Annotated in this window: 8 protein-coding genes; 4 read left to right on the top strand and 4 right to left on the bottom strand. The window is 72.6% G+C overall.

Going from position 1 to position 10,240, the window contains the following annotated elements:
• Positions 1 to 156: 156 nt before the first annotated feature.
• Together ABH925_RS31810 and ABH925_RS31805 are read right to left on the bottom strand one after the other, a co-directional pair.
• Complete coding sequence (locus ABH925_RS31810; protein ID WP_370153636.1) at positions 157 to 1,206, bottom strand: sphingomyelin phosphodiesterase; 1,050 nt, start codon at positions 1,204 to 1,206, stop codon at positions 157 to 159.
• 141 nt (positions 1,207 to 1,347) lie between these two features.
• The gene (locus tag ABH925_RS31805; protein WP_370153634.1) at positions 1,348 to 2,154 is read right to left on the bottom strand and encodes a pentapeptide repeat-containing protein; all 807 of its coding nucleotides are present in this window, start codon (positions 2,152 to 2,154) and stop codon (positions 1,348 to 1,350) included.
• Between the two features lie 152 nt (positions 2,155 to 2,306).
• Here ABH925_RS31805 and ABH925_RS31800 point away from each other — a divergent pair, with 152 nt between their 5' ends.
• Entirely contained in the window at positions 2,307 to 3,020 is a 714-nt protein-coding gene (locus ABH925_RS31800) for a peptidylprolyl isomerase (RefSeq protein ID WP_370153632.1), read from the top strand.
• Positions 3,021 to 3,044: 24 nt separating this feature from the next.
• On the opposite strand, the gene ABH925_RS31795 is transcribed toward ABH925_RS31800, so the two are convergent.
• Positions 3,045 to 4,826: a hypothetical protein gene (locus tag ABH925_RS31795; protein ID WP_370153630.1), complete on the bottom strand. Its 1,782-nt coding sequence runs from the start codon at positions 4,824 to 4,826 to the stop codon at positions 3,045 to 3,047.
• Positions 4,827 to 4,972: 146 nt separating this feature from the next.
• Here ABH925_RS31795 and ABH925_RS31790 point away from each other — a divergent pair, with 146 nt between their 5' ends.
• On the top strand, positions 4,973 to 6,514 hold the full coding sequence (locus ABH925_RS31790; RefSeq protein WP_370153628.1) for a N,N-dimethylformamidase beta subunit family domain-containing protein: 1,542 nt from the start codon (positions 4,973 to 4,975) through the stop codon (positions 6,512 to 6,514).
• Between the two features lie 17 nt (positions 6,515 to 6,531).
• On the opposite strand, the gene ABH925_RS31785 is transcribed toward ABH925_RS31790, so the two are convergent.
• Positions 6,532 to 7,119 (bottom strand): hypothetical protein, encoded by a 588-nt coding sequence (locus ABH925_RS31785; protein ID WP_370153639.1) that lies wholly within the window; start codon positions 7,117 to 7,119, stop codon positions 6,532 to 6,534.
• A gap of 172 nt (positions 7,120 to 7,291) precedes the next feature.
• On the opposite strand from ABH925_RS31785, the gene ABH925_RS31780 reads away from it, so the two are divergent.
• Together ABH925_RS31780 and ABH925_RS31775 are read left to right on the top strand one after the other, a co-directional pair.
• Positions 7,292 to 9,100 (top strand): glycoside hydrolase family 36 protein, encoded by a 1,809-nt coding sequence (locus ABH925_RS31780; RefSeq protein ID WP_370153626.1) that lies wholly within the window; start codon positions 7,292 to 7,294, stop codon positions 9,098 to 9,100.
• 94 nt (positions 9,101 to 9,194) lie between these two features.
• The gene (locus ABH925_RS31775; RefSeq protein WP_370153625.1) at positions 9,195 to 10,232 is read left to right on the top strand and encodes a LacI family DNA-binding transcriptional regulator; all 1,038 of its coding nucleotides are present in this window, start codon (positions 9,195 to 9,197) and stop codon (positions 10,230 to 10,232) included.
• Positions 10,233 to 10,240: the final 8 nt, after the last annotated feature.

Raw genomic sequence — 10,240 nt, 5'->3', positions numbered from 1 at the left:
GGTCACACTGAGCGACGACGGCCGGGGGGCCCCCGGGGGTGCCCGGGGGGCCCCGCCGGGCGGGGGGGGGGGGGGCCCCCGGGCGGGGGGGGGGGCCCGGGCGGGGGGGGGGGGGGCGGGGGCCCCCCCCGCCCCTGCGGCACGTCAGCGGTCGGATCAGCCGAGCTGGAAGGTGGTCTCGACCGGGTAGTGGTCGCTGGGCGAGTTGGTGTCGAGCTGGCCGGTGGTCCAGCCCGCCTGCGGGTCGAAGTCGATGTTCACCGTCGGCTGCACGGTGGGCACCGGGCGGCCGGGGGCGTTCAGGTAGCCCAGGTAGTCGAGGTCGTCGGCGTAGTCCACCGGGAAGCTCTCGACGCCGGACATGTACTGGCACCAGGCGGAGACCGTGCAGTCCATGGTGCTGAGGGTCTGGCCGGGGGTGGTGGCCGGGGTGCCGAGGAAGCCGTTGACGGCGGCCTGGGCGTTGTCGTAGTCGCCGCGCGCGGCGCCGTGCACGTACTCGACGTTGAGGTCGCCGCCGATCAGGACCGGGGCGCTGCTGCCGACGATGCCGTCGACCCAGGTGCGGATCTCGCCGAGCTGGGCGAGGCGGGTGGACTGGGTGGTGTCCGTGGAGGTGTTGGACTGGTCGGCCTGCAGGTGGGTGCCGACGACCCAGGTGCTGACGCCGTTCTTGTTCACCTTGATCAGCGCGGCGCCCTTGTTGGCGTCGTAGTCCCAGGTGCCCGAGGTGGAGTTGCTGAAGACGTGGGCGTACTGGGCGGTGATCGGGTACTTGGAGAGGATCATCGTGCCGCCGTTGATGACGAACGGCGAGTTGGAGCAGTCACCGCTGATGCCGTTCCAGCCGCCACCGGAACAGGTCTGGCCGACGACCGGGGTGCGGTAGGGGTAGAGGTCGGCGAGCTTGCTGTCGATGTCGCTGATCGAGGAGTGGTTGAACAGCTCGTCCAGAACCACGACGTCGGCGTTGTGGCTGCGGATGATGCTCTCGACGACGGGGGTGCGCCGGGACGCCTGCTCGTTCTCGACGCTGTCGACCACGGCGGTGCCGAGGTCGACGTTCCACGCGAAGACGGACAGGGTCGAGCCCGAACCAGAAGCGGTCTGCTGCGTGGTCTGGGCCTGGGCGGTCTGGGCCTGGGAAGCCAGCAGCAGGGCCGCGGTGGCGGCGAGAAGAGCGGCGGTGGGGCGGCGCTTGAACAAGGGATCTCCTGACAGCGAGAGCATGACAGGCGAACGCTAGCTACCGCGCAGTAAGAAGACGAGAACGCTGCATGAGCATTCAGGATCTACTTACCGACGAGTAAATACACCTAACCGATCAGCCACCAGGGTCAACTCGGTTCACCAGTGCGCGGGGCGGGTCAGCGCCGGCGGCACCCGGGTGGCGGCGTCTCCCCTGGCCGCGTTGAGCTGCATCTGGGTGAGGAAGAGGCAGCCGGTGAGGTCGGCGCCGCGCAGGTCAGCGTCCCGGAGGTCGGCCCCGATCAGGTCGGCCAGCCGCAGGTCGGCACCGCGCAGGTCCGCGCCGATCAGGTAGGCGCCGCGCAGGTTGACCCCGCGCAGGTCCGCGCCCCTGAGCCGGGCGCCGATCAGGTCGGCTCCCCGGCGGTCCTTCTTCTGCCGGGGCGCCTGCGCCCGCACCAGCTCGCTGGTGCGCAGCAGCAGCACGTTGACGACCTGCCGGTGCGCCGCGACGTCCAGGTCGGCCAGCTCCTGCGGACGCCCCGCGCCCAGCCGCTCGGTCTCCGCCAGCGCCTCGGCGAGCTCGGCGTGGATCGGACCGGTGACGTCCAGCGCCAGCGCCTCGGTCAGATACCAGAGCAGTTCGTGCAGTTGGCGCATCACCGGGAAGACGGCGAACATCTGCTCGGCGGTGTCCGGGTCGGAGCGCCAGTCCCGGCCGAGGAAGGTGACCTGGGAGACCTGCTGTCCGGCGCCGAAGCAGTCGTAGACGGTGCAGCCGGTGAACCCCTGCTGCCGCAGTCCGGTGTGGATGCCGCAGCCGAAGTCCTCGCGCAGGTTGCGGCAGGGTGTGCCGACGGCCTTGTCCACCGCGAAGTCCGCCGAGGCGGTGAACGCCAGGGCGACGCAGCACAGTCCGAAGCAGCTGCCGCAGTCGGCCCGGAGGCTGGGGTGGTGCTCGGACACGGCGTGGGGCTCCCGATGGCTGGACGGCGTCGCCGGGGCGGGCGCCGAGGATCGTCCGCACCAGAATAGTCGGCAGATCGCTGGGGAATGGCTCCGGGAACATGGCAAGCTCTGGGGACATGACAAGCCCCACCCATCCGGAGGTTCCGCTCATGAACCGCAAGCACTGGCTCTCCCTCGGCGCCGCCGCCGCACTCGTCCTCGGCGTTGCCGGTGCGGCCTCGGCCGACAGCGCGGCCGGCAGCACCCAGAGCCTGGCGTCCGCGCCCCGCGCGGCACACACGGCGGCCACGGCCACCGCGGCCGACCCCTGCGGGTTCGTCGCCGCCGTGCCGGCCGACCGGTTCAAGGGGATCCCGGTGTTCGACGCCAGGAAGGCGGCCCAGCCCTACACCCTCCGGATGCACACCAGCCAGGGTGTGATCACCATTCAGGCGCTGACCGCCCAGGCACCCTGCACCACGTTCTCGTTCCGCTTCCTGGCCGAGCACCACTACTACGACCGCACCCACTGCCACCGGCTCACCACCCAGCGGCTCTACGTGCTCCAGTGCGGCGACCCGACCGGGACCGGCAGCGGCGGCCCCGGCTACTCCTTCAACGACGAGAACCTGGCCGGCGCCACCTACCCGGCCGGCACCGTGGCGATGGCCAACGCCGGTCCCAACACCAACGGCAGCCAGTTCTTCTTCGTCACCAAGGACACCAAGCTCTCCCCCGCCTACACCCCCTTCGGCAAGGTGACCGGCGGCATGGACGTGCTGCAGAAGATCGCGGCGGGCGGCGAGGACGACCAGAACGCCCCCGGCGACGGCTTCCCGACGCTGCCGGTCGACATCCACAGCACGTCCATCAGCACGCACTGACCGTCCGCTCCGGGGTGGCAGCGGTCAACTGCGGGTGAGGGCGCGGGAGGCGGCCGCCGCGATGGCGATGCCCAGCGTCCAGCCCATGATGGTGAGCACCACCGTGACCACCGCCGCCACCCCGTGGTACTGCCAGACGTCGGGCTGGCCGAAGTGGATGACCGGGACCAGGTGGTCGGCGGCGAACAGCACCGGGTTGAACAGCGAGTGGTCCTCGGTGCTGACGTGCTGCGGGGTCACCTCGCTGAAGTACAGGCTGCCGGCCACCATCAGTCCCACCGCCCAGCCGATCGCCCGCAGCGGGAGGTAGCCGTAGCCGACCAGCAGGTCCAGCACATGGCCCGGGATCCGCTGCCACCAGTGCTTGAGCTGGGCGGTCTGGGCCCGCTGCTTGGCGAGCAGGACGACCCGGGCGTCGCCGTCGTTGCCGAGGCCCCGGTAGTACGCGGCGAGTTGCTCGTACGGGTGCGCGCGGTAGGCGCCGACCCGGCCGGGGTCGTCCCGCTTCACCATCCGCGCCAGCAGCGGGAGCCGCTCCCTGGGACCCAGGTAGCGGTCGAACGCGCCGTAGCTGAACCCGTCCAGGTTCAGCCGGCCCGGCCAGGAACCGGTCTCCCGGATGCCGCCGACGGCGGTGGCCGCGTAGAGCGTCAGCAGCGCCTCGGGGCTGTCCATCCGGCGCAGATCGAGGTGGCCGGTGATCCGGGAGCCGGTGAGCTGGATCTCGCCCTCGGTGCTGAAGCCGTCGCCCAGGTAGAGGCTGCCCTCCACCACCATCCTGCTGCCCGCGATGACGGCCCGCTCCTCCGGCGCCTCCTCGGGCGCCGCCACCGGATTCGCGGCGGGATTCGCGGCGGTCGTCACCGCCGGCGGGATCCGCTCCAGCCGCGCGCCGCTGAAGTGCAGCCCGCCGCTGATCCGGGCGCCGACCAGGCGCACCGTGCCGTGGGCGGTGAACGGGACCTTCCCCCGGGGCCGGTCCCGCCGGAAGTAGACGCTGCTGGCCACGGTCATGTCCGCGCCGCTGAAGGCGTCGTCCTCCACGTCGGTCAGCGTCGCGCCGTCCAGGATCAGGGCGCTGCCGATGTGCGCGCCCGGCAGCCGGACCGCGCCCAGCGCCACCAGACCGTTGGCGAGCACGCTGCGGCCGACCCGGATCCCGCCGGCGTTGAGCGAGCGGCCGCCCGGTGCGGAGTTCGTCAACGTGGCCCGGTTCAGCTGGACCTGACCGCCGATCACGGCGTTGATGACGCAGAACGAGCCCTTGACCGTGATCCCTTCGGCGAGCAGGCTGCCGTCCACGGTGATGCCGTCGGCGTGCACCGCGCGCTCCGGGGTGCCGTGCACCACCGCGTCGTGCAGGTCCAGCGAGCCGCGTACCCGCGCGCCGTAGGCGGAGAAAGTGGTCAGCCACGATCCACTCAGGTCGATCGAGGCGGTGACCGCCTCGTCGAGGCTCACCGGACCGTCGAAGCGGCAGGCCTGGAGCAGCAGCGGGACGGCCACCATGCCGTGGTCCACCGCGAGTTCACCGGTGATCCGGGCCCCGGCGATGCGGACCGCACCGACGCAGCCCGGCGTCCGCGCCCCGGCCCCGAGCAGCAGCGCGGCCACCACCTCGCCACGCACGGTCCGGTCGGCACCCCACCGGCCGGCGTTCGCGGGATCGTCCAGCGCCGGGTCGCCGACCCGCAGGTCCACCGTCTCCCCGCGCGGGAAGGCCCGCCAGACGCGCCGCTCGACGGCGGTGAGCCGGCCGAGCCGGACCGGTATATCGGCATCGCTGGGTACGGACGTGCGAATCATGGTCCACATGGTGCCGTATCCGTCGCGGGTCGCGCCGGTATCACCATTGATCGGCTCCCCGGTCGACCGGCCGGATACGGCGGTTCGTCATAGTCTGGGCCCTGCTGGTTGTCTGACGGTCTCGGCGACGGACGGAGGTCCACCGCGTGGACGGGCTTGATCGACGGCGGTTCCTCGGCGCGGCGGCCGCGGGCGCGGCGCTCACCGTACTGCCGGGCTGCGACGCACACTCCCCCACCACGCGGCTGTCCGCTCCGCCGCCGACCCCCGCACCGACCCCGACGCCGACGCCGGCCCCGGAGCAGGTCGAGCAGGCCCGCCCCGGGAACGCCGACTGGCGGATCCGCGACGGCGGCCCGCAGGAGGCGATCCAGGGGTACGCCGACCAGGTCAGCGTGCTGCCGGGGCAGTCCTTCGCGCTGCATGTCTCCACCACCGCGCCCGGCTTCACCGTCTCGGCCTACCGGATCGGCTGGTACGGCGGCGCGCAGGCGCGCCTGGTCTGGCGCTCGGCGCGGATCCCCGGCCGGGTCCAGCAGGCGGCCGGCACCACGGCGGACACCCGTACCGTGCGCGCCGCCTGGAAGCCCACGGTCACCGTGGCCACCGGCGCGGACTGGCCGGCCGGCGCCTACCTGCTGCGCCTGGACGCCGAGAACGGCCACCAGCGCTATGTGCCGATGGTCCTGCGCTCCGCGAACGCGGCCGGCCGGACCCTGCTGATGCACGGGGTGGCCACCTGGCAGGCCTACAACCTGTGGGGCGGCAGCAGCCTCTACCAGGGCGACAACGGCGCCTACGCCAGCCGGTCGCTGGCGGTGTCCTTCGACCGGCCGTACGACGGCAGCGGTGCGGACCTGTTCCTGGTCTACGAGCGGGCGCTGGTGGTCCTGGCCGAGCGGCTCGGCATCCCGCTGGCGTACACCACCGGCTACGACGTGCACCGGCAGCCGGAGCTGCTGACCGGCGCGGCCACCCTGGTCTCGCTCGGCCACGACGAGTACTGGACGCCGGAGCAGCGCGCCGCGGTGACCCGGGCCAGGGACGCGGGCTCCAACGTCGCCTTCCTCGGCGCCAACACCTGCTTCCGCCGGATCCGGTTCGAGGACGGCGGCCGCACCGTGGTCTGCTACAAGACCGCCTACCGGGACGACCCGGTCTACGGCGGCGACCCCGCCGCCGTGACCACCGACTTCCGCGCCGGCCCGGGCGCCGACCCGGAGTCCTCGCTCACCGGCGTCCTCTACGAGGGCTATCCGACCGACGCCCCCTACGTGGTGCGCGCCGCCGACCACTGGCTCTACGCGGGCACCGGCGTCTCCACCGGCGACTCCTTCCCGCACCTGGTCGGTGTCGAGTACGACCGGGTCACCCCGGGCGACCCGACCCCGCGCCCGATCGAGGTGCTGGCCCACTCCCCGCTGGTCTGCAACGGCAACGCCAGCCACTCCGACACCGCCTACTACACCGTCCCCAGCGGAGCCGGCGTCTTCGCCTCCGGCACGATGCGCTGGGTCGAGGGCCTGATGGCGGGCACCCACGACGACTGGGGCGACCACGGCATGGACGCCCGCACCGGCGCCTTCGTCACCCGGGCCACCCAGAACCTGCTCACCGCCTTCGCCCAGGGCCCGGCCGCCCACCACCTCGCCCCACCCCGCGACAACCTCGCCACGATCTACAACTGAGGCAGCGGCTCAACCGCTCACCTCTCGGTGGGAGTGTCCTGGTCGTCCGGCTGGAGGACGGGTGCGGTGGCCCGCTCGTCGACTTCTGTGGCGGCGAGGCTGCCGAGGAGCTTGACCCGCTCCTCGGTCGGAGATCCTGCCGCACTCGTGTAGGCGAACATCATCCATCCGGGGTGATCGGGCAGTTCCACATCCTCGTAGACGAATTCGAGGTCGCCGACGTCAGGATGGTGGCTGTGCTTGGTGCCGGTGCGGTGCAGGCGGACGTCATGGGCCGACCAGCGACTGCTGAAGGCGTCGCTTCGAGCCGCCAGTTGTCCGATGAGGTCGGTCAGGGCCTTGTCGCGTGGGTTTCGCCCTGCAGCTGTCCGCAGGTTCGCGGCGGAGGCGTCCGCGGCGCGCTCCCACTGCGGGTAGAAGGTGCGCGCGGCGGGGCTGAGGAAAATGAACCGTGCGCTGTTCTTCCGGGCGTCCGGGTCATCGAGCAACGGAGCGAGCAGGGCCCGGCCGAGCGGGTTGGTGGCCAGGATGTCGCCGCGCTGGTCGACGATCCATGCGGGTGCACCGGTGAGAGCGTCGAGGAAGCGCTGGAGCGAGGGGCGGATCGTCGATTGGGCGGGGCGGGAGCGGCGGCGGATCCGGCTCCACCGTCCGGAAAGCCCGGATGACTCGCGCGGCCGGGGGACGCCACGCCATCAAATCCCGCTCCCCGGAAGGCGAGGAGTGTGTTTCATCAAGTTTGCGAAAACGTTCTGAAACCAATGCTACGGTGCCGCTGTGACGAAGAGCAGCGAGTCCACGGTCTTTGCGACCGCCCTGTGGGGCGACGGTGAGCAGTCCCTCGAACTCGGCGGCGTGCGGGTCGCCCTCAGTGGCGACGAGCCCGGCAGCGTCCGGTTGCAAGAGTCCGAACCCGGTGAGCTGCTGCTCAGCGCGGACCGGCCGACCCGGGCGCTGCTGCGGATCGACGCGGCGCTCGGCGACGCCGTCGGCTACTGGCATCCGCAGGGCGGCTGGTCCCGGACCCTGCCCGCCGACTGGTCCGGCTGGCGCAAGGTCTCGCTGGTGCACTCGGCGCCGGTCGGCTGCCTCTACGACTCCTCCGGCGTCAGCAGGTTCGCCTTCGCGGCCGACTGCACCGTGCGGGAGACACCCCTGCGCTTCGGCGTCTCCGAGGAACTGGCCCGGTTCGGCGTCTGGCTCTCGCTCGACCTGGGCCCGTCCGCCCCGGTCCGGCTCAGGATCAGCACCGAGCCGCAGAGCGTCGCCGCCGCGCTGCGCGCGATGCGCGACTGGTACGCCGTCCGCCCCGGCTACCAGCCGCTTCCGGTACCGGAGTTCGGCCGCGAGCCGGTCTACTCGACCTGGTACTCCTTCACCCAGGACGTCACCGCCGTCGAGGTGGAGGCGGAGGCGGCGGTCGCCGCCGAACTCGGATGCGGGCAGCTGTTCCTGGACGACGGCTGGCAGCAGTTCGGCACCGGCCGGGGCTACGCGGGCTGCGGGGACTGGATCCCCGACCCCGCCAAGTTCCCCGACTTCGCCGCGCATGTCGCCCGGGTACGGGCGCTCGGGCTGCGCTACACCGCCTGGGTATCCCCGCTGCTGCTCGGCGAACGCAGCGCCGCCTACCGCGAGTTGAGGCCGTACGCGGAGCACTGCGCGACCCGGCTGCAGTGCCAGGTGCTCGACCCCCGCCACCGGGCGGTCCGCGAGCACGTGGTGGCCACCTGCGTGCGCGTAGTCCGGGACTACGGACTCGACGGCCTGAAGGTCGACTTCCTGGACGAGGCCATGGTCTACGCCGACGGCACGGACACCCCGGATGCGACGGGCGAGGGCTGGATCGCGGATGTCGGAACGGCGATGGCCGCGCTGCTCGGTGCACTGCGCGAGGCTCTGCACCGGCTGCGCGGCGACGAGTTCACCATCGAGCTGCGGCAGACCTACATCGGCCCGGCCATGACCCAGTACGGCAATCTGCTGCGGGCCGGGGACTGTCCCTCCGACGCGGTCGCCAACCGTATCCGCACCCTGGACGTCGCCCTGCTCAGCCCGGGCGGCGCAGTTCACTCCGACATGCTGCTGTGGGACCCGGACGCCGCGCCCGAGGCGCTGGCCCGCCAGTTCCACGGCGCGCTGCACAGCGTCCCGCAGATCTCGATGCGGCTGACCCGGCTGCCGGCGGAGCACCGCGAGACGCTCGCCTTCTGGCTGGCCCGCTGGCGCGAGCTGCGCCCCGCGCTGACCGGCGGACGACTGGAGCCGGGGCGTCCGGACGAGCTGTATCCGACGGTGGTCGCCTCGGCCGACGGCGAGCAGGTGGTGACCTGCTACGCCGAGCGCGTCGTCCGGCTCTCGGAGCTGCCGGGCGCGCGGCTGACACTGATCAACTCCACCTCCGCCGACCGGGTGGTGCTGGACGTGACCGCCCCGGCCCCGGCACAGGTCCCGCTCGCCCTGGAGGTCCGCGACGCCCGGGGCCGGGTGGTGCACCGGGGAGGGCTGCAACTGACCGAGGGGCTGAACGCGGTGCCCGTCCCGCCGTTCGGCCTCGGTAGCCTGAGCCGCACGGACGCGCCGTAGTCGGTGCCGGTCACGGCGCCGGTGCCGGTCATAGCGCCGGTGCCGGTCGCGGCGGGACGGGTGCGGGACCGAGTTGGAGGAGGACGGGGACACGGTGGGTGACGAGGAGAAGGTCGGCCTCGGGGAGGTCGCCCGGCTGGCGGGCGTGAGCATGGCCACGGTCAGCCGGGTGGTGAACCGCAAGGCGGGGGTCTCCCCCCGGGCCCGGGAGGCGGTCGAGCGGGCGATCCGGGAGACCGGCTTCGAGCGCCCGGCCAGCGACGGGATCGTCGCGGTCATCACGCCCAGCCTGTCCGGTGCGGTCTTCGCCGCGCTGGCCGAGCGGATCAGCGAGGCGCTGGCCCCGCACGGGCTCCGCGCGGTGACCTGCGCGGCACTGCCCGGCGGCGTGCAGGAGCGGGACTTCGTGCGCTCGCTGCTCCGGCTCGGCATCTCCGGCCTGGTGTTCCTGTCCGCCAGCAACACCCTGGAGGCCGCCGACCAGGAGACCTACCAGCTGCTGGCCAGCCACCACGTCCCCTTCGTCTGCGTCAACGGCCGCTACGACGGCCGACCGTCACCCGCGTACTCCACCGATGACGCCGTCGCCGCCGAGATCTCGGTCCAGCACCTGTACGAGCTGGGGCACCGGCGGATCGGACTGGCCGCCGGGCCGCTCGGCAACAAGCCCGCCGACCGCAGGGTCGACGGCTTCCTCCGGGCACTGGAGCGGCGCGGGATCGACGACCCGGGCGGATGGGTGCGCCGCCAGGGCTACTCCGTCGAGGGCGGCCGCTCCGCCGCCGAGTACCTGCTGGACCGGGGCGCCACCGCGGTGGTCGCGGCCAGCGACACCATGGCGCTGGGGGTGGTCCGCGCGGCGCGCGAACGGCAGTGGCCGGTCCCGGCCCGAGTCTCGGTGGTCGGGTACGACGACTCCTCGCTGATGGAGTTCACCGACCCGCCGCTGACCACGGTGCGGCAGCCGGTCGACCGGCTCGCCGCCGAGGCCGCGCGCGGGCTGGTCGCGCTGATCGCGGGCGGCGAGGTGCCGGCCGAGGAGCTGATGTTCCGCCCGGAACTGGTGGTCCGCTCGACCACCGCCCCCTGCCCGGCCGACGACCCTCTCGACTCGCGATATATGACGCGATAGAGTGCGTC

The organism is Streptacidiphilus sp. EB129 (assembly GCF_041262645.1).
In the GTDB taxonomy this organism is placed as follows: Bacteria; Actinomycetota; Actinomycetes; order Streptomycetales; family Streptomycetaceae; genus Streptacidiphilus.
Note: the sequence above shows the minus strand (reverse complement) of the source record. Positions and strands in the feature narration are given on the sequence as shown.

Bases quoted from the DNA above. Each gene is read 5' to 3' on its own strand.
- ABH925_RS31800 (WP_370153632.1), top strand. From the start codon at position 2,307: ATGAACCGCAAGCACTGGCTCTCCCTCGGCGCCGCCGCCGCACTCGTC.
- ABH925_RS31795 (WP_370153630.1), bottom strand. From the start codon at position 4,826: ATGATTCGCACGTCCGTACCCAGCGATGCCGATATACCGGTCCGGCTC.